At 71.3% G+C, this 20,439-nt stretch carries 19 protein-coding genes and 1 pseudogene; 7 read left to right on the plus strand and 13 right to left on the minus strand.

Going from position 1 to position 20,439, the window contains the following annotated elements; translation table 11 throughout:
* Window positions 1–138 precede the first annotated feature (138 nt).
* The 3 genes from ACQEVG_RS29540 to ACQEVG_RS29550 form a co-directional block, all read right to left on the minus strand.
* A complete protein-coding gene (locus ACQEVG_RS29540; RefSeq protein WP_432989360.1) occupies window positions 139–1,416 on the minus strand; it encodes an HRDC domain-containing protein in 1,278 nt (425 codons plus the stop codon).
* A 78-nt stretch (window positions 1,417–1,494) separates the two neighbouring features.
* On the minus strand, window positions 1,495–2,157 hold the full coding sequence (locus ACQEVG_RS29545; RefSeq protein WP_108153209.1) for a helix-turn-helix transcriptional regulator: 663 nt from the start codon (window positions 2,155–2,157) through the stop codon (window positions 1,495–1,497).
* A gap of 353 nt (window positions 2,158–2,510) precedes the next feature.
* Window positions 2,511–3,182, minus strand: a complete 672-nt coding sequence (locus tag ACQEVG_RS29550) for a DUF3000 domain-containing protein (RefSeq protein ID WP_432989363.1) — start codon at window positions 3,180–3,182, stop codon at window positions 2,511–2,513.
* 113 nt (window positions 3,183–3,295) lie between these two features.
* Here ACQEVG_RS29550 and hemE point away from each other — a divergent pair, with 113 nt between their 5' ends.
* Together hemE and ACQEVG_RS29560 are read left to right on the plus strand one after the other, a co-directional pair.
* Entirely contained in the window at window positions 3,296–4,378 is a 1,083-nt protein-coding gene (gene hemE, locus ACQEVG_RS29555) for a uroporphyrinogen decarboxylase (RefSeq protein ID WP_432992997.1), read from the plus strand.
* Window positions 4,379–4,594: 216 nt separating this feature from the next.
* Complete coding sequence (locus tag ACQEVG_RS29560) at window positions 4,595–5,746, plus strand: acyltransferase family protein (protein ID WP_432989365.1); 1,152 nt, start codon at window positions 4,595–4,597, stop codon at window positions 5,744–5,746.
* A gap of 43 nt (window positions 5,747–5,789) precedes the next feature.
* On the opposite strand, the gene ACQEVG_RS29565 is transcribed toward ACQEVG_RS29560, so the two are convergent.
* Together ACQEVG_RS29565 and ACQEVG_RS29570 are read right to left on the minus strand one after the other, a co-directional pair.
* The gene (locus ACQEVG_RS29565) at window positions 5,790–7,169 is read right to left on the minus strand and encodes an FAD-dependent oxidoreductase (RefSeq protein WP_432989367.1); all 1,380 of its coding nucleotides are present in this window, start codon (window positions 7,167–7,169) and stop codon (window positions 5,790–5,792) included.
* A gap of 28 nt (window positions 7,170–7,197) precedes the next feature.
* Window positions 7,198–8,112 carry a DUF4349 domain-containing protein gene (locus tag ACQEVG_RS29570; RefSeq protein ID WP_432993000.1) on the minus strand — a complete coding sequence of 305 codons (915 nt, stop codon included), beginning with the start codon at window positions 8,110–8,112 and terminating at the stop codon, window positions 7,198–7,200.
* Between the two features lie 128 nt (window positions 8,113–8,240).
* Here ACQEVG_RS29570 and hemG point away from each other — a divergent pair, with 128 nt between their 5' ends.
* Together hemG and hemQ are read left to right on the plus strand one after the other, a co-directional pair.
* Window positions 8,241–9,671 (plus strand): protoporphyrinogen oxidase, encoded by a 1,431-nt coding sequence (gene hemG / locus ACQEVG_RS29575; RefSeq protein ID WP_432989369.1) that lies wholly within the window; start codon window positions 8,241–8,243, stop codon window positions 9,669–9,671.
* Window positions 9,672–9,675: 4 nt separating this feature from the next.
* The gene (gene hemQ, locus ACQEVG_RS29580) at window positions 9,676–10,389 is read left to right on the plus strand and encodes a hydrogen peroxide-dependent heme synthase (RefSeq protein ID WP_432989371.1); all 714 of its coding nucleotides are present in this window, start codon (window positions 9,676–9,678) and stop codon (window positions 10,387–10,389) included.
* Window positions 10,390–10,452: 63 nt separating this feature from the next.
* Here the strand turns inward: hemQ and ACQEVG_RS29585 are convergent, their stop codons facing one another.
* From ACQEVG_RS29585 to ACQEVG_RS29615, 7 genes and pseudogenes are all read right to left on the minus strand, one after another.
* Window positions 10,453–12,054, minus strand: a complete 1,602-nt coding sequence (locus ACQEVG_RS29585; protein ID WP_432989373.1) for an alpha/beta hydrolase — start codon at window positions 12,052–12,054, stop codon at window positions 10,453–10,455.
* Window positions 12,055–12,151: 97 nt separating this feature from the next.
* Window positions 12,152–12,906: pseudogene (locus ACQEVG_RS29590) on the minus strand (TIGR04222 domain-containing membrane protein).
* Window positions 12,907–12,969: 63 nt separating this feature from the next.
* A complete protein-coding gene (locus ACQEVG_RS29595) occupies window positions 12,970–13,725 on the minus strand; it encodes a DUF4142 domain-containing protein (protein WP_432989375.1) in 756 nt (251 codons plus the stop codon).
* A 115-nt stretch (window positions 13,726–13,840) separates the two neighbouring features.
* The gene (locus tag ACQEVG_RS29600) at window positions 13,841–14,848 is read right to left on the minus strand and encodes a TIGR04222 domain-containing membrane protein (RefSeq protein ID WP_432989377.1); all 1,008 of its coding nucleotides are present in this window, start codon (window positions 14,846–14,848) and stop codon (window positions 13,841–13,843) included.
* Window positions 14,849–14,854: 6 nt separating this feature from the next.
* Entirely contained in the window at window positions 14,855–16,156 is a 1,302-nt protein-coding gene (locus ACQEVG_RS29605) for a DUF692 domain-containing protein (RefSeq protein ID WP_432989379.1), read from the minus strand.
* 139 nt (window positions 16,157–16,295) lie between these two features.
* Window positions 16,296–17,060, minus strand: coding sequence for a DUF4142 domain-containing protein (locus ACQEVG_RS29610; RefSeq protein WP_432989381.1), 765 nt, complete (start codon window positions 17,058–17,060; stop codon window positions 16,296–16,298).
* Window positions 17,061–17,169: 109 nt separating this feature from the next.
* Window positions 17,170–17,913 (minus strand): peptidyl-tRNA hydrolase, encoded by a 744-nt coding sequence (locus tag ACQEVG_RS29615; RefSeq protein ID WP_432993003.1) that lies wholly within the window; start codon window positions 17,911–17,913, stop codon window positions 17,170–17,172.
* A 114-nt stretch (window positions 17,914–18,027) separates the two neighbouring features.
* Here ACQEVG_RS29615 and ACQEVG_RS29620 point away from each other — a divergent pair, with 114 nt between their 5' ends.
* On the plus strand, window positions 18,028–18,705 hold the full coding sequence (locus ACQEVG_RS29620) for an AIM24 family protein (protein ID WP_432989383.1): 678 nt from the start codon (window positions 18,028–18,030) through the stop codon (window positions 18,703–18,705).
* 40 nt (window positions 18,706–18,745) lie between these two features.
* Complete coding sequence (locus tag ACQEVG_RS29625; protein ID WP_432989385.1) at window positions 18,746–18,922, plus strand: hypothetical protein; 177 nt, start codon at window positions 18,746–18,748, stop codon at window positions 18,920–18,922.
* Window positions 18,923–18,973: 51 nt separating this feature from the next.
* On the opposite strand, the gene ACQEVG_RS29630 is transcribed toward ACQEVG_RS29625, so the two are convergent.
* Window positions 18,974–19,822, minus strand: coding sequence for a polysaccharide deacetylase family protein (locus ACQEVG_RS29630; RefSeq protein WP_432989387.1), 849 nt, complete (start codon window positions 19,820–19,822; stop codon window positions 18,974–18,976).
* A 127-nt stretch (window positions 19,823–19,949) separates the two neighbouring features.
* On the opposite strand from ACQEVG_RS29630, the gene ACQEVG_RS29635 reads away from it, so the two are divergent.
* Window positions 19,950–20,435 carry a cupin domain-containing protein gene (locus tag ACQEVG_RS29635; RefSeq protein WP_432989389.1) on the plus strand — a complete coding sequence of 162 codons (486 nt, stop codon included), beginning with the start codon at window positions 19,950–19,952 and terminating at the stop codon, window positions 20,433–20,435.
* Window positions 20,436–20,439 lie beyond the last annotated feature (4 nt).

Raw genomic sequence — 20,439 nt, forward strand, 5'->3', positions numbered from 1 at the left:
TCCGTTCATGCTACTTGCGGGTAACCAACCTGCACACCCCTGGGAACGGGAGCGGTGAACGTCACACGTCCTGGGGCTCTGTCCCCTGGCTGCGGCGGGCTCTGTCCAGCCCGCCGCAGGCGTCCGGCCACACCTCCCTTACGCCGGCGTCGCCGTCAGCGCGTCCGTCAGCAACGGTGCCACCAGTTCGATCTGCCACGCGCGTGCGCCATACCCGGCCAGCGCCTCCGACACCGCCTCCATCGTCGGCTCGAACGGCGGCTCCCAGCAGACCCGGCGCACCGTGTCCGGCGTGATCAGGTTCTCCTGCGGCATGCCCAGCTCCTCGGCGAGCGCGGACACCGCCGCGCGCGCCGCCGAGAGGCGGGCCGCGGCCGCCGGGTCCTTGTCGGCCCAGGAACGCGGCGGCGGGGGGCCGTTGAGCGGCTGGCCGGGCTGCGGGAGTTCGGCGTCGGCCAGTGCCCTGGCCCGGTCGACGGCCGCCTGCCACTGCTCCAGCTGACGCCGCCCCATCCGGTGGCCGAATCCCGGCAGCGCGGTCAGCGCGTGCACGTTCTCCGGCACCGCAAGTGCCGCCTCGACGATCGCGGCGTCGCTCAGCACCTTGCCCGGCGACACGTCGCGCCGCTGCGCCACCTTGTCGCGGGCCGTCCACAGCTCGCGTACGACCGCCATCTGACGGCGGCGGCGCACCTTGTGCATCCCGGACGTACGACGCCAGGGGTCCTTGCGCGGGGGAGGCGGCGGGGCCGAGGCGATCGCCTCGAACTCCTGGCGGGCCCACTCCAGCTTGCCCTGCCGGTCCAGTTCCTTCTCCAGCGCGTCGCGCAGATCGATCAGCAGCTCAACGTCGAGCGCGGCATAGCGCAGCCACGGCTCGGGAAGCGGACGGGTCGACCAGTCGACCGCCGAGTGGCCCTTCTCCAGGGCGTACCCGAGGACGGACTCGACCATCGCGCCGAGCCCCACCCGCGGAAAGCCCGCGAGCCGCCCGGCCAGCTCGGTGTCGAAGAGCCGGGTGGGGACCATGCCTATTTCGCGCAGGCACGGCAGGTCCTGGGTGGCCGCGTGCAGGATCCACTCCGTACCGGCGAGGGCCTCGCCGAGCCCGGACAGGTCGGGGCAGCCGACCGGATCGATGAGCGCGCTGCCCGCGCCCTCGCGGCGCAGCTGTACGAGATAGGCGCGCTGCCCGTAGCGATAACCGGAGGCGCGCTCGGCGTCCACGGCGACGGGGCCGCTGCCGGCGGCGAACGCGGCGATCACTTCGGCCAGCGCGTCGTCGTCGGCGACCACCGGCGGAATGCCTTCACGGGGCTCCAACAAAGGGATCGGCGCCGGTTCGACGTCGTCCGGGGGAGCGCCCCCGGTGGTTCGCAGTGCGGTCTCTGCTGCGGTCTCTTGGGCGTCGGTCACGTGTCAAGGGTATCCGTGAACGGACGGCGCCCGTCGACGGAACGTTCCGTCGACGGGCGGCAATGAGCAGGGGAGCGGTCAGTGGATGATGCCGGTGCGCAGGGCGACGGCCACCATCCCGGCGCGGTCGCCCGTGCCGAGCTTGCGTGCGATACGGGCGAGGTGGCTCTTGACGGTCAGCGCGGACAGGCCCATGGAGACGCCGATCGCCTTGTTGGACTGGCCCTCCGCGACCAGACGGAGCACCTCGACCTCACGGCCGGAGAGCTCGCGGTAGCCGCCCGGGTGGCTCGGGGCACCCGGGGGGCGGCGGTGCATCCGGCCGGCCGCGGCGCCGATGGGGGCGGCGCCGGGACGGGTCGGGTGGCCGATGTTCGTACGTGTACCGGTGACGACATAGCCTTTGACGCCGCCCGCGAGTGCGTTGCGTACGGCGCCGATGTCGTCGGCCGCGGAGAGGGCGAGGCCGTTGGGCCACCCCGCGGCTCGGGTCTCGGACAGCAGGGTCAGCCCGGAACCGTCGGGCAGGTGGACGTCGGCAACGCAGATGTCGCGCGGGTTGCCGACGCGGGGACGGGCCTCCGCGATGGACGAAGCCTCGATGACGTCACGTACTCCGAGTGCCCACAGGTGGCGGGTGACGGTGGAGCGGACGCGCGGGTCGGCCACGACGACCATGGCCGTCGGCTTGTTCGGGCGGTAGGCGACCAGGCTTGCGGGCTGCTCGAGAAGAACGGACACCAGGCCTCCTGGGGGGAAGGTGCGGGACGGAGCCGGCTCGGGGAAAGCCGGGGGCGAACCGTGCAGTTAGGGTCACAGACCTCTTCGGCAGCCAACCCGCCCGCCTTTAGAGAATGATCACGATTTGGTTAGTAACAATTGGGGCAATTAGGACGCGTGATCGATCATCCTACGAACGAGCTGTCTGGCGGAGGCGCGCGAGGCGCTCCGACGGGCGTGCGCGCCCGCGTGCGCGCGGCGGCCGAGGTTGCCGCGATCAGGCGACCGCGGTCGACGGCGTCCCCCCGCATCGACGCCCCCGCGTCGACAGCGTCCCCCGGCTCAGTCTCCCCGTTGCCGCACCGGGTCCCCGGTCACGGACGCTGCGGACCCCGCCGCTGCGGAAGCGAGACCACACCCGTCCCCGTGTCCGCGGGACCGGCCGACAACGGCGGCAGCCCCGCGATCTGACAGAGCAGATCGCACCAGGCCGCGAGGTGCGCGGCCGAGTCGGGAACCCCTCCCCTGCCCTCGAGCGGCGTCCATGATGCCCGGATCTCGATCTGCGTCGCCGGGCGGCGCTCGGCGAGTCCACCGAAATAGTGAGACCCCGCGCGGGTGACCGTGCCGCTCGGCTCCCCGTACGAAAGACCGCGCGCCTCCAGCGCGCCCGTCAGCCACGACCAGCAGACCTCGGGCAGCAGCGGGTCGGCCGCCATCTCAGGCTCCAGTTCCGCGCGCACCAGCGTCACCAGCCGGAAGGTGCCGTGCCAGGCCTCATGACCGGCGGGATCGTGCAGCAGGACCAGACGCCCGTCCGCCAGATCCTCATCACCATCGACGACCGCCGCCTCAAGGGCGTACGCATGCGGGGCGAGCCGCTGCGGCGGGCGCGTCGGGTCCACCTCGATCTCCGGGCGCAACCGCGCTGCCCGGAGCGCCTCGATCGCCAGCCGGAACGCGCGCGGGACGGCATTCCCCTCCGCGCTGTCCGTGTCCTCAGCGCCGTTGGAATGATCGGAAAAATGTCCCTGAGCCGCAGCCATGCGGGGAAGAGTAGGCGGAACGGGGGCTTCGCGCAGGGAAGGACACCCGGCCCGGGGCAGCCACTTCAGGTGTACGTGCGAAGATTCTGGACGTGAGTGCCAACGACCTTCCCCTGGATCGAGGCTTCGCCCGATCCGGGGAGGCCCCCTCGACGGGCCAGCCGACCAAGACGTACGACTCCACCTTTCTGAAGGCGTGCAGGCGTGAACCGGTGTCGCACACGCCGGTCTGGTTCATGCGTCAGGCGGGGCGCTCACTGCCCGAGTACCTCAAGGTCCGCGAGGGCATCCCGATGCTCGAGTCCTGCATGCGTCCCGAGCTCGTCACCGAGATCACGCTGCAGCCGGTGCGCCGCCACCGGGTGGACGCCGCGATCTACTTCAGCGACATCGTCGTGCCCCTGAAGGCCATTGGCATCGACCTCGACATCAAGCCGGGCGTCGGCCCGATCGTCGCCGAGCCGATCCGCAGCCGCGCCGACCTGGCGCGCCTGCGCGATCTGACGCCCGAGGACGTCTCGTACGTCACCGAGGCCATCGGGATGCTCACCGGAGAGCTGGGCTCCACGCCGCTCATCGGCTTCGCGGGCGCGCCGTTCACGCTCGCGAGCTACCTCGTCGAGGGCGGCCCCTCGCGCAACCACGAGCACACCAAGGCGCTGATGTACGGCGACCCGCGGCTCTGGGCCGACCTGCTCGACCGGCTCGCCGAGATCACCTCCGCCTTCCTCAAGGTGCAGATCGAGGCGGGCGCGAGCGCCGTTCAGCTCTTCGACTCGTGGGTGGGCGCGCTGGCCCCTGCCGACTACCGGCGTTCGGTGCTGCCCGCCTCCGCAAAGGTCTTCGAAGCGGTGGCCTCGTACGGAGTGCCGCGCATCCACTTCGGCGTGGGTACCGGCGAGCTGCTCGGCCTGATGGGCGAGGCGGGCGCGGACGTCGTCGGCGTCGACTGGCGCGTCCCGCTGGACGAGGCCGCGCGGCGTGTCGGTCCGGGCAAGGCGCTCCAGGGCAACCTCGACCCTGCGGTCCTCTTCTCGTCGACGGAGGCGGTGGAGGCCAAGACCCGCGAGGTGCTGGACGCGGCGGCCGGGCTCGAAGGGCACATCTTCAACCTGGGCCACGGCGTCCTGCCGACGACCGACCCGGACGCGCTGACGCGCCTCGTCGAGTACGTCCACGCGCAGACGGCGCGCTGAGGGGCCAACCGCAGCACCTCCGGCCCCCATCGGGCCGTTCCCCCCACCGTGTCCTTCACAAAATCACGACCCTCCTCATGGAACCCCGCGGGTGGGCCGGGCGGTCCAGTGGGGTGACAGGAATGATCAGCGGAGGGAGCCGCGTATGCGGGGCTTGTTGGGACCGGAAATAGTACGGCGGGCCACGAATGAGGTAACGGGGGAGAACCTTTGGCTGTGCAAGACCCCCCGACGCTGACACTGCCGCGTGCCCGGCCTGCGCCGGCGCCCGTGCCCACCCCGGCGCCCCGGCGCGCCGGCCGGTTGTCCGCACTGGACGGCATGCGGTTGCTGGCCGCGCTGATGGTGGTGGCCTACCACTACATGGCGCTCTACGGAGGCTGGACGACCCGCGGGGAAGCGCTCTTCCCGGGCTCGTTCCCCTTCACCGCCTACGGCTGGCTGGGCGTCGAGCTCTTCTTCCTGATAAGCGGCTTCGTCATATGCATGAGCTGCTGGGGCAGGTCGCTGGGGGACTTCTTCGTCTCCCGGGTCAGCCGGCTGTACCCCGCGTACTGGTTCGCGGTCCTGGCCACCACCGCCGTACTGCTGCTCATACCGAACGGCAACAATCCGCTGCCCGTGGCCGACGTGCTCACCAACCTCACCATGCTCGAGGAGCCGCTCGGCGTCCCCAAGGTCGACGGGGTGTACTGGACGCTCTTCGCCGAGCTGCGTTTCTATCTCCTGTTCGCGCTGATGGCGTGGTGGGGCCTTACCTACCGACGCGTGCTCGCCTTCTGCAGCGTCTGGGCCGCGGCGGGCATGCTCTTCGCCCAGTCCGACGATTCGGTGCTCCAGCTGCTGATCATGCCGAACTACTGCTGGTACTTCATCGCCGGAATGGCCTTCTTCCTGATGTACCGCTTCCGGCCCAGCCTGCTGCTCACCGGCGTTGTGCTGGTCTGCTTCGGAGCGGCCCTGCCCTCCGCGCACGACACCTGGAGCCGAAGCCTCGGCTACTTCAGGCAGAGCATTCCCTTCTGGCCGGTCGTCGCCGTGCTTGCCGTCTGCTTCGGGGCGATGGCCCTGGTCGCGACCGGGAAGCTGGACTGGATGAAGTGGCGTTGGCTGCCGTACGCCGGAGCGCTCACCTACCCGCTCTACCTGCTGCACCAGTACGCCGGTTGGGAACTCATCAGAGCGCTGGGGCACCGGCTGCCGCCGTACACCGTGCTCGCGCTGGTGACCGGCGGCATGCTGGTGACCTCCTGGCTGGTGCACCGGCTGATCGAACGACCGGTGACGCGGCTGCTGCGCCGCCGGCTCTCCGGCGCGCTGGCCGAGGCGACCGCGGGCGAGAGACGGCTGGGGTCGGCGGGGCGTTGACCCCTGGAGCGGTTTTCTCCCCGGACAAAGCCCGCCGCAGGCGTCACGTGGCCGAGCCGTGGACCGTCCTCGTCGCCTTGCGCGCAGCCACCAGTACCGGGTCCCACACCGGCGAGAACGGTGGCGCGTAGCCGAGGTCCAGCGCCGTCATCTGCTCCACCGTCATGCCCGCGGTCAGGGCGACGGCCGCGATGTCCACCCGCTTCGCCGAGCCCTCGCGGCCGACGATCTGGACGCCCAGCAGCCGGCCCGTACGCCGCTCCGCGAGCATCTTCACCGTCATCCGGGCGGCGCCGGGGTAGTAGCCTGCGCTGTTCGTCGACTCGATGGTGGCGGTGACGTATTGCAGGCCCACCTCGCGGGCGTCCTTCTCGCGCAGTCCGGTGCGGGCGATCTCCAGCTCGCAGACCTTGCTGACGGCCGTGCCCACGACGCCCGGGAAGGTGCCGTAGCCGCCGCCCACGTTCGCGCCGATGACCTGGCCGTGCTTATTGGCGTGCGTGCCCAGCGGAACATGGCGCTCGCGGCCGGAGACCAGGTCGAGTACCTCCACACAGTCGCCGCCCGCCCAGATGTTCTCGTGCCCGCGCACCCGCATCGCGAGGTCGGTGAGCAGCCCGCCGTACACCCCGAGCGGCAGACCGGCGGCGTCGGCCAGGGTGGTCTCCGGCTCCACACCGATGCCGAGGACCACGACGTCCGCCGGGTACTCCGCGTCCTCGGTCGCCACCGCGCGGACCTGGCCGTCCTGGCCGGTGAGGATCTTGGTGACCCCGGCGCCGGTGACCGTCGTGATGCCGAGGCCGTCCATCGCCTCGTGCACCAGGCGGCCCATGTCGGGGTCGAGGGTGGCCATCGGCTGTGCGCCGCGGTTGAGGACGGTCACCTCGTAGCCGCGCTTCAGCATCGCCTCCGCCATCTCGACGCCGATGTAGCCCGCGCCCACGACGACCGCGCGCCGGCCCTGTGTGCGCGCCAGGCTGTCAAGCAGTGCCTGGCCGTCGTCGAGCGTCTGCACACCGTGCACGCCCGGCGCGTCCATGCCTGGCAGCGCCGGGCGGACCGGTCGCGCGCCGGTCGCGATCACCAGCTTGTCGTAGCCCGTCCACGTTTCGTCGCCGCTCTCCAGGTCACGGGAGCGCACCCGGCCGCCCGCGGTGTCGAGCTCCGTCACCTCCGTGCGCATCCGGAGGTCGATCGCGCGCTCGCGGTGCTCGGCAGGCGTACGGGCGATCAGTTCGTCGCGCTCGGGCACATCGCCGCCCACCCAGTACGGAATCCCGCAGGCGGAGTACGAGCTGAAGTGGCTGCGCTCGAACGCGACGATCTCCAGCTCGTCCGGGCCCTTGAGCCTGCGTGCCTGCGATGCGGCGGACATGCCCGCCGCATCGCCCCCGATGACCACCAGTCGCTCTGTTGCCATGGGGAACACGCTACGGGGGAGCGGCCGTTCAGTCCTGTCCGGGACCCGGTTCGGGAGCCGACGCCGCAGCTGCGACCCGGCGCTTCGGCAGCCGGGGCCCCAGCACCCAGCGCCACAGCGCGTACAGCGCGGCGACGACCGCGGCGAACGGTGCCACCGCGCCTGTCGCCACCGCGATCCACCGGCCGGTCGCCAGCAGTGCGTCCCAGCCGCCGCCCAGCGCGTCCAGGAAGCCCGGTCCGTCGTCCTCCTTCTTGGGCCCCTTGTCCTCGCTCTCGGAGAGCGACAGGGTGATCGTCGCCAGCGTCGTACGGTCCTTGAGCGCCGCCTGCTGCGCCAGCAGCGACTCCAACTGGGCCTGTCGGCTGCTCAGTTGGCCCTCCAGAGTGACCACGTCGCTGAGCTTCTCCGCCCGGTCCATCAGGGCCCGCACCCGGGCCACGCTCGCCCGCTGCGTCGCGATACGGCTCTCCACATCGACGACCTGGTCGGTGACGTCCTTGGCGTCGGCCTTGCGGGAGATCAGTTTTCCGGCGCCCGCGAGCTCGGCAAGGACCCCGTCGTACTTCTCCTGCGGGACGCGCAGCACGATCCGCGAGGTCACATGGGTGTCGTCGAGCCGCTCGGTGGTCTCGTTGGCGACATGGCCGCCCGCCGTCTCTGCCGTCCTGCGCGCTGCGGCGAGCGCCTTCGCGCCGTCCTTGACCTCCACCTCGAGCTCGGCGGTGCGGATGATGTGAGTCGGCGGCAACGGCTGCTTCGGCGGTGTCTGCCGCGCGCCGGAGCTCTGGTCGGCGGCGTAGCCGGAGCCCGCGCCGCCCTCCGCCGCGGGCTTCGCGGCGCTCTTGTCGTCCGCGGTGGACTGGGCGTCGTCCGCACTGCAGCCCGCGAGGGCGAGTGAGGCGGTGAGAAACAGCGCTGCGACCGTACGACGTGCACGGATACAGGCCCCCCGGGGACAGGTGGTGAGTGTTGCCGGTTCGACGCACGAGGCCACGGCGCGGGTTGCCGACTTTCGATCCCGAAGCGGTCACGGTCAGGACTCGGTACGGCGTTTGAGAGAGTTGGCTCATGAACGCGGACACACGTACGGGTCATGTCGTCGTCATCGGCGGCGGCATCGCCGGCCTCGCGGCCGCCCACCGGCTGGTCTCCGCAGGGGTGCGCGTCACCCTGCTGGAGGCCACCGACCGCCTCGGCGGCAAACTGCAGGCAGGCGAGATCGAGGGGGCCCCCGTCGACCTCGGCGCCGAGTCGATGCTCGCCCGCCGCCCGGAAGGCGTCGAACTGGCCCGCGCCGTCGGCCTCGCCGACCGGCTCCAGCCGCCCGCCACCACCACCGCGTCGGTCTGGACCCGCGACGCCCTGCGCCCGATGCCCAAGGGCCACGTCATGGGCGTGCCTTCCGACCCGGCGGCGCTCGGCGGGCTGCTCTCGCCGGAGGGCGTCGCCCGCATCGAGCAGGAGCGCGACCTCCCGCCGGCCGAGCTCGGCGACGACGTCGCGGTCGGCGCGTATGTCGCGGAGCGCCTCGGCCGCGAGGTCGTCGACCGGCTGGTGGAGCCGCTGCTCGGCGGGGTGTACGCGGGCGACGCCTACCGCATCTCGATGCGCGCCGCCGTCCCCAAGCTCTTCGAGGCGGCGAAGACCCATGACTCGCTGCTTGCGGGCGTACGGGACATCCAGGCGCAGGCCGCCGCCGAGCCGCAGAGCGCCGGGCCCGTCTTCATGGGCATCGACGGCGGCATCGGCGTGCTGCCGGGGGCCGTCGCCGACGCCGTACGCGCACGGGGCGGCGAGATCCTCATGGAGACGCCCGTCCTCGGTCTCACCCGCGGTGCCGACGGCTGGCAGATCCGCACCGACCAGCTCGTCATCGCCGCCGACGGCGTGGTGCTCGCGGCCCCCGCCTGGTCCGCCGCCGCGCTGCTGGCCGCCGAGTGCCCGGCCGCGGCGGCCGAGCTCGGCCAGGTCGAGTACGCCTCGATGGCGCTGGTCACGATGGCCTTCCGGCGCAGCGAGCTGGCCGGGATGCCGGACGCCAGCGGGTTCCTGGTGCCGCCCGTGGACGGCCGCACCATCAAGGCGTCCACGTTCTCGACCCGCAAGTGGGGCTGGGTCGAGGAGGGCTCGTCCGGCCTCTTCGTGCTGCGCACCTCGATCGGGCGCTACGGCGAGGAGGAGTGGCTGCACCGCGAGGACGGCGAGCTCGTCGGCGTATCGCTGAGCGACCTCGGTGCGGCCACCGGGCTTGCGGCCAGGCCGGTGGCCACCGAGGTGACACGGTGGATCGGCGGACTGCCGCAGTACCCCGTCGGGCATCTCGCGCGCGTCGCCCGGATCCGTGACGAGGTCGCCAAACTGCCCGGTCTCAGGGTCTGCGGGGCCGCGTACGACGGCGTCGGCATCCCCGCCTGCATCGCGAGCGCGCAGCGTGCGGCCGACGAGATCATCGCCACGTCCACCCTGGTGCGGGGCACCGGGGACGACGCGGGAGAATAGCCTCATGAGTGCGCCCGAAAAGATTCCGAACGCAGGCAAGAAGGCCAAGGACCTCAACGAGGTCATCCGGTACACCCTGTGGTCCGTCTTCAAGCTGCGCGACGTGCTGCCCGAGGACCGGGCCGGTTACGCCGACGAGGTCCAGGAGCTGTTCGACCAGCTCGCCGCCAAGGACGTCACCGTGCGCGGCACGTACGACGTCTCCGGGCTGCGCGCCGACGCCGACCTCATGATCTGGTGGCACGCCGAGACCGCGGACGAGCTGCAGGAGGCGTACAACCTCTTCCGCCGCACCAAGCTGGGGCGCGCGCTCGAGCCGGTCTGGTCGAACATGGCGCTGCACCGCCCCGCCGAGTTCAACAAGTCGCACATCCCGGCCTTCCTGGCCGACGAGACGCCGCGCAACTATGTCTCGGTCTACCCCTTCGTACGCTCCTACGACTGGTATCTGCTGCCCGACGAGGACCGGCGGCGGATGCTGGCCGACCACGGCAAGATGGCGCGCGGCTACCCGGACGTGCGGGCCAACACCGTGGCGTCGTTCTCGCTCGGCGACTACGAGTGGATCCTGGCCTTCGAGGCGGACGAGCTGTACCGCATCGTCGACCTCATGCGCCATCTGCGCGCCTCCGAGGCGCGTCTGCACGTCCGCGAAGAGGTCCCGTTCTACACCGGGCGGCGACGGTCGGTCGCGGAACTGGTGGCCGGGCTCGCCTGAGCCACGAAAGGCCAAAGGGCCGGGTCCGCTCCGTGCGGACCCGGCCTCCCCCGACCCGGAAGATCAGACGGTGTGCGGCAGCTTCGGCCGAGCCGCGGGCCGGTCCAGCGACACCGGGTCCGGCTCCGGGTGCGGCGCGCACGCAGCGCGCCGCACCGGCGTCTCACCGCGCAACAGATAGTTCTCCAGGTAGGCGTTGACGCACTCGTTACTGCCACCGCCGATGCCGTGCGTGCCGGCGTCCTCCTCCGTGATCAGCACGGAACCCTTCAGCCGCCGGGTCAGCTCGAGCGCCCCCTTGTACGGCGTCGCCGCGTCCCGCTCGGCAGCCAGGATCAACGTCGGCGGCAGCGCACCCTTCTTCGTACGGACGTCCAGCGGCTGCTGCCGGGGCGCGGGCCAGAAGGCGCACGGCAGATTCATCCAGGCGTTGTCCCAGGTCTCGAACGGTGCCCGGCGCGCGAGCTTGGTGTTGTCGTGGTCCCAGGTCTCCCACGCGGTCGGCCAGGGGGCATCGTTGCACTCGACCGCGGTGTAGACGGCGTTGCCGTTCTCGGCTTCCGGCGCCTCCTCCGGCAGCGGCGCGGCCTGCGCGATCAGCGGCTTCTCATTGCCCTTCAGATACTCGGCGAGCGCGGTGGCACGCGACACCCAGTAGTCGTCGTAGTAGCCGGCCCCCAGGAACGCCGCGTGCAGCTGGCCGGGGCCGACCGTGCCGCCGGCCGGCTTCAGCGCGAGCCGGGCGCGTGCCTTCTCGTAGCTGCTCGCCACCGCCTCGGCCGTCGCGCCCAGGTGGAACGTCTTGTCGTGCTTGGCGACCCAGGTGCGGAAGTCCGCCCAGCGGCTCTCGAAGAAGAGCGACTGGTCGAGGTTGTTGCGGTACCAGACCCGGCCCGGCTCGGGGTTCACCGCCGAGTCGAAGACCATGCGGCGGACATGGGAGGGGAAGAGGGTCGCGTACAGCGCGCCGAAGTAGGTTCCGTACGAGGCGCCCATGAAGGTCAGCCGCTGCTGGCCGAGTGCCGCGCGGAGCACATCGAGGTCGCGGGCGTTGTTGAGCGAGGTGTAGTGGCGCAGCGCCGGACCCGCGCTGCGCGCGCAGCCCTGCGCATACGCCTTCGCCTGCGCGATCCGCTCCAGCTTGTCCGAGGACGACGGATGCACCGGAGCCAGGGTCGGCGCCTTGGCGAAGTCGGCCGGGTCCTGGCAGGACAGCGGGGCGGAGCGGCCGACGCCGCGCGGCGCGTAGCCCACGATGTCGTAGGCCCGGGCAATCCGGCTCCACTCGGGAAGCTGCGCGGCCAGCGGGAAGCTCATGCTGGAGGCGCCGGGGCCGCCGGGGTTGTAGACGAACGCTCCCTGGTACTCGGCCGGCTTGCCGCCGGCCCTCACCCGGCTGACGGTCAGGGAGATCTGACGGCCCGACGGATCCGCGTAGTCGAGCGGGACCTTGACGAGGCCGCACTGGATGGGAGAAGGCAGCATCTCCGCCTTGGGGCAGTTGCCGAAGGTGATGCCCGCGGCGGCGGCACGCTCGGCGGCGACGGCAGTGCCGCGCGACTGGGCGGTCGCGGTGGTCGTGCCGCCGGCTGGTGCGGCGGCCAGGGCGGAGATGACCAAGGAGCTGAGGCTCGTCACGGCCCCGTACATCGCAACTGCTCGCATCGCGTTCCCTTCGTGCGCACCGCGGCCGTATGGCCACAGGCAAGGGATCCTTGGCGGATCAGTTGATCATGTAAAGGACAAATGTCCGGTGTCGAAGTCAATGACTCCGATGCGTCACCCGCGCCCTGCGGCCGCTGGTGAGTGCCGCTCGCAGATGCGGATCGTCGAGCGCGGCGACGCCGCGCACCGCGACGGCGGTGAGCGTGCCTCTGGCGGTGGAGAGAGTGCCGAGGAGGCGCTGACCGTCGGGCGAGGCCCAGCGGGTGTACGGATGCACCTCGATCCGGGCGATGGCCAGACAGCCCAGGGTGAGGAGGAGAGGGAGCGCGAACCAGCCCAGAAGCGGTGCGTTCACGCTCTGCTCCTGGGGGAGCAGCAGGGCCGCGGCCGCGAGCGCGACGGTGAGCGCGGCCGCACGGCGGACGCCACCGAGGCCCTGGCAGGGTCCGGAACGGCGAGCCCGGCGCTGACGAGCCGGTCGGCCAGGGCCCGTACCGCGTCGGCGGCGGATGCGGCGGCCCGTACGGCCCCTATCCGGGCCTGACCCCCGGGCCCTATCGCGCCGATGACCGATCGCTCCAGGTCGTCCTCGCCGTCCGGGACGACGACCGTGGCCCAGCCGGTGTGCGCGAGCAGCAGCGTGCGGCGGCGGTGCATCGAGACGAGGGTGAGCTCGGTGACCCGGTGCGGGCCGCCGGCCAGGAAGGCCGCTTCGTACAGGCTCAACCGCCGCTCGGACACCGCCCCTTCGGGTGGGCCGGGGCGAGCGGCTTCGACGGCGGCGAGGCAGAGCCGGGCGCAGCTGATGCCCGCCACGACCCAGGCCACGAGCAGTAGGAGGACCCAGAGCATGGCCGAGTTCTACGCGAGATGTCCGCATCAGTGCCATGGGTTGTTCACCATGCGGACGGTGCGTTATGGGTTCGTGACGCCGGCGCGGGGGCGGGAGGCCGCGGGTGGGAACGAGAAGGAGGAGGTCGGGGTGGGTGTGACGGCTTCGGCGGCCGGCGGTGTTGCTCCCGGTGCTGGCGGCCGCGGTCCGGTGGGGCTCGCGGTCCCGGTGCCGGCCGCCTCGGCGGCGATGGCGTCGAAGTCGACGAGCCCGGTCGCCTCCAGGATCTTGATGTGGTCGAGCACGGTGGTGTTGGCGTCGTCGGCGAGAGCGCGCACGAGCGTGTTGCGGGTGCTGTTGCGGATGTCGGCGACGAGCGAGAAGACCTTGCCGTGGGCGCGGCGCAGGATATTGGCGAACCTGGTCTCGTACTCCTGGCCGCGCGCGGCCGTGAACTCCCTGAGCCAGCGCTGCTGTTGGGTGTTCGGCTGGTTGGGAAGCTCCATGTGGAGCCGGGCCGCGACCTCGCGGACGCGGGCGTCGAGGTAGGTGTGTCCCTCGACGAGATGCTCACCGGCCGCCGTGATCGCGACCGTGGGCGCGCGGTCCACGGCCTGCTGGCCCGCGGGGAGCTCCCACAGGCCGGCGAGTCTGACCCGGACGATGAAGTCCCGGTCGGCGGCGGAGAGCGGGCCCCAGGGGGTGGGGACGGAACCGGCCCGGAGATTGGCCTGGGTGGTTCCGGAACGGTCGTCGTACGACCAGATGGGGAACAGGATCGCGGCGATGGTCGCCGTCAGGGCGACGACGATCAGGCCGGTGCCGGTGAGGGAACGCATGGTGCCTCCTGCGTGCGGTCCGCACGCTAGTCGGCACCGGGGTGATCCTGTGGGCTGTTGGGCGAAGTACGGGGTCAGGGCAGCCCGGCGAGATCCGGAAGACAGGCCCTGGGGCTCAGGAACTGCTGCCGCCACCGCAGCTGGATCCGCTGGAGCTGGAGCAGCTTGAGCCACTCGACCCTCCGCAGCTGGACCCGCTGGACCCGCTGGAGCAGCTCGATCCGGACGAGCCGCCGCAGCTGGAGCCGGAAGATCCACCGCAGCTGGAGCTGCCGCAGCCGGATCCCGGGCTCGAGCCGGCGCACCACACGGCGGCGGAGTCCGTGTACGAGGACGAGGAGCTGTGGCTGGTGCCGGCCGTCGGCATCCGTGCCGCCGTGATCAGCTGCGCCTGGAGCGCGGGGTCCGGCACTCCGCGCAGACCGTGCACGGCGACGAGATGGGCCGGCGAGAAGACCTGGGCGTGTTGCACCCCGTACGAGCGCAGGGCGTCCCGCCCGGCCGGGGTGATCCGGCGCTTGGAGCGGTTCGCCATGACGAAGCCGATCACGACGCCCGCGATCAGGGCCGGGAAGACCATGACAATGAACGGCGGGGCGAAGCCGTCCGTGTCGCCCACGGCGTCGTCGACGAAGGAGATGATGGTGAGGGCGAAGGCGGCGGGGAACGCCACCAGGCTCAGAATGCCCTGGGTCAGGCCCCACACCGTCAGCGCGCGGTTCTGTCCCGGCGGCGTCATCAGCCCGCTGGCGGCGAGAGCGTCGCCGACCTCCTGCACGGCGGGGTGGCGCATCACCGCGCGCCGCAGTGTGTGCAGTGCGCCCGTGGGCGCGGTGGCCAGCTGCTCGAACACGGCGCGTTCCACGGGGTCGTGGGCGAGAGCGTGGCGTACGGAGACGATGCCCGGGCCCCCGATGACCACGCGGCCGTCCGCGTGCAGGGCGGCGAGCGCGGAGTCGGCGACGCGGGCGGGGCCGCCGCTGAGGAAGGCGGCCTCGTAGACGTGCTGGATCTGGGTGGTGGCGGGATGGCGGGGGCGGGAGGAGGACATGGCGGAGCGGATGATCAGGGCGGCGGACGAGACGCCGATGGCGACATAGACGAGCACGGCGAGCAGGACCATCGGGGTTCACCTTCCGACGAGCGCGGCACGGGCCGCGCGTACGATCCGTGCGGAGCGCCGCGGGGGGTGCGGGGCGGCGCGCTCCTCCCACCAACGGGTCAGCGCGCGCCGGGCGCTGTCGTCCTCGGGCCGCCCGGCGACGAGCAGCTGCTCGGCGAAGTCGAGCGCGTCCTGGCGGTAACCGGCGCGCATGGGGCGGGCCTTGGCGTACCCGAGGAAGGCGTTCCGGTATCCCGTGCCGAGGATCTCGGGCAGCTCGGGGGCGACCTTGGCGACGATGTCGGCGCGCTTGGCGGCGAGGGCGCGGCTCTGTACGCGCAGGCGCCCGGGGTTGAAACCTTCGGGGGCGGGGGTGCCGGCGACGAGAGCGGAGAGCAGCGCGGTCTGCGCGAGCGCGACCCGCTCTCGGGCGCCGGGTGAGGTGTCCTCCGTGCCTTCAGCGGCGCGGGTTTCGCCGCGCGGGACAGCCGTCGGTGCGGGGCCGCGTGCTCCCGTCGTCACCGTCTCGCGGATCGTACGCAGTTCCGTCGCCAGTTCAGCCGCGGGCGGGAAGTCGTCGTCCCGCTCCAGCAGGACGCCCGGCGGAGACACCCGCGAGCGCAGTTCCCGCAGGACATCGAGGACCGGCTCCGTCACCGGGTGGGCGTGTGTGTCGTGCCAGACGCCGTCGCGTTCCACGCCGCCCGCCACATGGACGTACGCGATGGCCTCGACCGGGAGTTCGTCCAGCGCCTTCGACGGGTCCTCGCCGTTGTTCACGTGGTTGGTGTGGAGGTTGGCCACGTCGATCAGCAGGCCGACGCCCGTCCGCTCGACCAGCTCCGCAAGGAACTGGCCCTGGGTGAGCTCCTCGTGGGGCCAGGAGATCAGCGCCGCGATGTTCTCCAGCGCCAGCGGCACCGGCAGCGAGTCCTGGGCGATGCGGACGTTCTCGCAGAGGACCTTCAGCGCGTCCCAGGTGCGGGGGACGGGGAGGAGGTGGCCGGCCTCCAGTCGGGGGGACGCGGTGAGCACGCCTCCGGCCCGTACGAATGCAATGTGCTCCGTGACCAGCGGCGCGTCCAGCGCCACCGCCCGCTCCGCCAGGTCCGCGAGCCGCTGCTGCGACGGGCGGTCCGCGCCGCCCAGGCCGAGCGAGACGCCGTGCGGGATGACGCGGGTGCCGCGCGAGCGCAGCCGGGTCAGCGCGGCGGGCAGATGGCCCGGGCAGATGTTCTCCGCGACGACCTCGACCCAGTCGACGCCTGGCAGCTCCTCGACCGCCTCCGCGATTTCGGGCCGCCAGCCGATGCCTATACCGAGTTCCATGAGTCCCCTCCCCCTGCGCCGTGTGCCGGTGCGTGCAGGGCTCATGGCCCCGCCGGACGGCGGTGAATCCAGGGGAGGGGACGTTCAGAGGTTGATTTGAGGTTCCGCGGGCTTCCGGCGAGCCGGAGCGGGCCCGCTGTTACGGACGGTTGGTGTTGATCGCTGTCGGTGCTCCCGGCTGTGTCGAGGGCCGCGAGGTGAACGACTGGTCCTGCCCCGTCGGCGTCGCGGGCGCCGGCGCGGGCGGCAGGTTCCCGTTCGGGGGTGGCGGACCGGTCGGGCTGGCCGTCGCATTGCCCGCGGCCTCGTTGGCTATGCCGTCGAAGTCCACGAAACCGGTCGACTCCAGCATGGTGATGTGGTCGAGCACCGTCTGGTTCGCGTCCGTCGCCAGCTGACGTATGAGCGTGTTCCGCGTGGTGTGCCGGACCTGCGCGACCAGCGAGAAGACCTTGCCGTGCGCATTGCGCAGCAGGTTGGCGAACTTGCGCTCGTATTCCTCGCCACTCGCCGCCGACAGCTCCCGCAGCCAGCCCTGCTGCTGCTCGTTCGGCTGGTTCGGCAGCTCCACGCCGAGCTTCGCCGCCACATCACGCGCCCGCTTGTCGAGGTCGGTGTGGCCGACGACAAGGTGGTCACCAGTGTCCTTGATCGCCTTGGTCGGCGCGCGCTCGATCGCCTGCTGTCCCGCGGGCAGCTCCCAGAGCCCGGCCAGCCGGACCTTCACCAGGAAGTCGCGGTCCGTGGCCGTCAGAGGCCCCCACTGTGTCGACACGCTCGAGGCATTGAGGTTGTCCTGACCGGTGCCGGAACGGTCCGCGTATGACCACACGGGAAACGCGAGCGCCCCTACCGTGGCGACCAGAGCCGCGATGATGAGTGCTGATCCGTTGATGCGCCGCAACAATGTCCCTCCAGAGCCGAGATGCGTTTCACGGCAACCAATCGCCGACCGAAACGGCGTTCAACCTAATCGGCGGTACTGGAGGGTACGTAGCGGGGGGTCGCTTTGTTCAGCCGCGCAGCGAGGGATGATCCGCGACCACGGTGCAGGACCCCGGAGCGATCTCCGTGAAGCCCGCGTCGCGCACCACCGGCAGCCCGCTGACCGTGAGTTTTTGCCACTGCGCGGGCTCGGCGGTGCGTACGGACAGCGGAAAACCGGCCTCCCGCCATGCCTTGCGGTCCGCCTCCGACAGTTCCCACCAGGCCAGTTGCGCACCGTGCCCGGCCTGCGCCATCGCCTTGCCGGCCGACATGTCGACATCGGGGCTCAGCCAGAGGACCGGCCACGCGAGGTCGGGCGCGGCGGGCGGCTCGGGGTCGTCCAGGTCCGTGCCCGAGACCTGCAGCTTGGCCAGCTCCTTGGGCCAGCCGTCCAGCGGGACGGGCGGGAAGACCCGTACCTCGGCAGCTTGACCCGTCACCGTGATGCCTTCCAGCGCCGACGCCTTGCGCCACTCGGCGCCCCGCGCCCGCCGCACCACCTTGCGGATCCGGGCGTCCTGCCAGTCCCGCATCGCCTGCGACCACTCGCCCTCCGCCAGCGACCGCTCGTCGCCGAGGATTTCGAGCACCGCGCGGGCCGCGGTCTCCAGCGCGTCGGTACGCGCCGGGGGTTCGGCCTTCTCGATGCGCACCACGAGCGGAAGCACAAACTGGGGGGCCTCGTCGCGCGCGGTGTTCTCGTGCCGGAAAGGGCTGTCGGACGGGCCGTCGGCGGGACTGCCGCTGAGACCGTCGGACGGACTGGCCAAGGGGCTTCCCGGGCGGGTTTCTTCGCTGCTCACACCAGCCAGTCTGCCAGCCGCCCTGTTCCGCTCTGCCGGGACTGTTGGCGGAACGAATCCCTCCGGGCCACGATGCACCTCATGAAAAGCGATCTCTTCGCCACGGAGAACATGGCGCAGCAGGCGACGGTGCCGGGCATGACCCTGCAGAACGCCAAGTCGATCAAGTACGCCGTCAACGGCGAGATGCACGCGCGACAGGGATCCATGATCGCCTTCCGCGGAAATCTCCAGTTCGAGCGCAAGGGCCAGGGCATAGGCGGCATGCTCAAGCGCGCGGTCACCGGCGAGGGTCTGCCGCTGATGGCGGTCCGCGGCCAGGGCGAGGCGTGGTTCGCGCACGAAGCCGCCAACTGCTTCATCGTCGACATCGACCAGGGCGACGCCCTGACCGTCAACGGCCGCAACGTCCTGTGTTTCGACGCCACCCTTGCGTACGAGATCAAGATGGTGAAAGGCGCCGGCATGACCGGCGGCGGCCTCTTCAACAGCGTCTTCACCGGCTACGGAAAGCTCGCCGTCATCTGCGAGGGCAACCCCATCGTCATACCCGTCACCGCCCAGCAGCCCGTCTACGTCGACACGGATGCGGTCGTCGGCTGGAGCGCCCAGCTGAACACCTCGCTGCACCGCTCGCAGTCCATCGGCTCGATGATCCGCGGTGGCTCGGGCGAGGCCGTCCAGCTGATGCTCCAGGGTGAGGGATTTGTGATCGTACGTCCCAGCGAGCTCACTCCGCAGAGCGCGTCGGCCCACTGACGCTCCAAGGTCGCGGGGGACGCGAGTTAACCTCGTACACATGGACGAGCCGTACTGCGAGACGACGGCCCCCGCGCCCGTAGCGGCCGGTGGCCCGCCGTGGGCCGAGTGCGTGCTGTGCCGGAGGCCGACCGAGTATCCGGAGTCGGTCAAGGGTGCGACGCTCTGCCCCGTCTGTGAGTGGCAGGAGGCCCAGCGGACGGCGTGCTCGGGCTAGCGGGTCGAGCGGGCCGAGTGCTCCGAGTGTTCCGAGAGGAAAGAAAACGTCCTAGCCGCGCATGAGGTCAGAGACCTTCACAAAGCGGTAGCCCCGCTTTCGCAGTTCAGGGACGATCGTCCGCACCGCCCGCTCGGTGACGGGCGCCGCGCTGCGCGTGCAGTGCATGACCACCAGCGACCCCGGCCGGACCCCCGCGAGCACCTGCTCGGCAACCGCGTCGGCGTCCGTCGCGAAGGCGTCGCCACTGACCACGTCCCACTGGACCGCCGTCACCTTCACGGGGGCGAGAGCGCGCAGGGCGGTGTCGTTGTAGCAGCCGCCGGGGAAGCGGAAATACGGCACCACATTGCGCACCCCGGCCTTCTTGAACGCGCTGAAGGCCCGCTCCACGTCGGCGCGCATGCCGTTCTTCTCGACGACCGGCAGGCCGTAGCAGGGGGACTTGAAGGCGTAGTGGCTGTACGAGTGATTGGCGATCTCGAAGAGCGGGTCGTTGCCGATCGCCTTCGCCTGGTCGGGGTACTCCTCGGCCCAGCGGCCGGTCATGAAGACGGTCGAGGGGACGTTCAGTTTCCGCAGCGAGGCGATCAGGGCGGGGTTGTCGAAGCGCTCGCCGCGTGCCGCCCGCGGCCCCTGGCCGGCGGTCATGTCGGCGTCGAAGGTGAGCGCCACGGTCTTCGGCGCCGTATTACCCGTCACCTCGGTGGCGCGCTCGAAGACGGGCGTCAGTCCGCCGGGACCGGGTGCGACCGTGGGAACCTTCTTCTCCATCGGCTTGTCGACAGGCTTCCCGGGCTGCGGCGACACCCGCGCGGCGGGCGTGCCGGGTGCTGCCGTGGATTCGGGGTTGGCTTCGCTGCCGACGTCGCTTCCGCAGCCGACGAGTACGGTACCCATGGCCGCCACGGCGGTAATTCTTCGTAGGAAATAGGTCACAGGCGGAACGTATCCGATCAATCCGACAATCGGAGCGCGGCTCTCCCGCGCCGGGTCTGCGTTCCTCCGGGTGTGTGAAAGGAACGACATGGCTGTGCCCCCTGCGGCCGGTGTGCTCGCCCGTATCGCGGAGCTGCTTCACGATGTGCAGCCTGACCGTGGAGGGGCGCTGTGGCGGCTCTCCGAGGAACGGCGGCAGCTGGACGCGAACATCATCCGCATGCCGGCAGGCGCCCGGGTCGCCGGTCATTCGGACCCGGAACTCGATGTGCTGCTGTGCGTGCTCGGCGGCAGCGGACGGCTGGAAACGGACGGCGGGCCGCAGCCGTTGGAGCCCGGTTGTGTGGCCTGGCTGCCGCGCCACACCCGGCGTTCACTGTTCGCCGACGAAAACGGACTGGTGTACGTGACGGTGCACCGCCGTCGTCCGGGACTTGCCATCCGCAGCGCCGCCGGCTCCGAAGGCGGCGAAGCGGCCTGTCTTCTGAACCGGATCTGCCCCGGCTGTGACCGTCCCGCCGAGGACATCGCTGCACGTTACTGCAGTCGTTGCGGCACCCAACTGCCCTTGTAGAACC

Origin of the sequence: Streptomyces sp. CA-135486 (assembly GCF_050936555.1) — a bacterium.
Taxonomy (GTDB): Bacteria; Actinomycetota; Actinomycetes; order Streptomycetales; family Streptomycetaceae; genus Streptomyces.

Excerpts from the sequence above, each read along its gene's own strand:
- ACQEVG_RS29635 (WP_432989389.1), top strand. The coding sequence starts at position 19,950 with ATGGCTGTGCCCCCTGCGGCCGGTGTGCTCGCCCGTATCGCGGAGCTG.
- ACQEVG_RS29620 (WP_432989383.1), top strand. The coding sequence starts at position 18,028 with ATGAAAAGCGATCTCTTCGCCACGGAGAACATGGCGCAGCAGGCGACG.
- hemG (WP_432989369.1), top strand. The coding sequence starts at position 8,241 with ATGAACGCGGACACACGTACGGGTCATGTCGTCGTCATCGGCGGCGGC.
- ACQEVG_RS29595 (WP_432989375.1), bottom strand. The coding sequence starts at position 13,725 with ATGCGTTCCCTCACCGGCACCGGCCTGATCGTCGTCGCCCTGACGGCG.
- ACQEVG_RS29625 (WP_432989385.1), top strand. The coding sequence starts at position 18,746 with ATGGACGAGCCGTACTGCGAGACGACGGCCCCCGCGCCCGTAGCGGCC.
- ACQEVG_RS29600 (WP_432989377.1), bottom strand. The coding sequence starts at position 14,848 with ATGGTCCTGCTCGCCGTGCTCGTCTATGTCGCCATCGGCGTCTCGTCC.
- ACQEVG_RS29550 (WP_432989363.1), bottom strand. The coding sequence starts at position 3,182 with ATGGCTGCGGCTCAGGGACATTTTTCCGATCATTCCAACGGCGCTGAG.
- hemQ (WP_432989371.1), top strand. The coding sequence starts at position 9,676 with ATGAGTGCGCCCGAAAAGATTCCGAACGCAGGCAAGAAGGCCAAGGAC.
- ACQEVG_RS29585 (WP_432989373.1), bottom strand. The coding sequence starts at position 12,054 with ATGCGAGCAGTTGCGATGTACGGGGCCGTGACGAGCCTCAGCTCCTTG.
- ACQEVG_RS29565 (WP_432989367.1), bottom strand. The coding sequence starts at position 7,169 with ATGGCAACAGAGCGACTGGTGGTCATCGGGGGCGATGCGGCGGGCATG.
- ACQEVG_RS29630 (WP_432989387.1), bottom strand. The coding sequence starts at position 19,822 with ATGGGTACCGTACTCGTCGGCTGCGGAAGCGACGTCGGCAGCGAAGCC.
- ACQEVG_RS29605 (WP_432989379.1), bottom strand. The coding sequence starts at position 16,156 with ATGGAACTCGGTATAGGCATCGGCTGGCGGCCCGAAATCGCGGAGGCG.